The 242-nt window shown below is 40.9% G+C and carries 1 protein-coding gene; it reads right to left on the reverse strand.

Annotation, left to right across the window (positions count from 1 at the left end; translation table 11 throughout):
* Positions 1-242: UbiA family prenyltransferase (locus ACFIO5_RS12930; RefSeq protein WP_375705624.1), on the reverse strand; the 242-nt coding region annotated here is incomplete at both ends.

Raw genomic sequence — 242 nt, forward strand, 5'->3', positions numbered from 1 at the left:
TTGCCACAAAAAGTCCAAAAAAACTAATGAGAGGGACTTGCGCCAAATAAAACGCTAAACTGACGAATACCAAAAAACCACTATACAAACATACCAGAGCACACTTGGTACCTTTACCAAAGAGAAGCGCTGTGGAAAGTACACCAACGGTAGCATCATCCTCTTTATCTTGATGCGCGTAAATTGTATCATACCCTATCGTCCATAAGATTGATCCCACATACAGTAAGATTGGTGCCCAA

The sequence above is a fragment of the Bartonella sp. AA86SXKL genome (genome assembly GCF_042196885.1).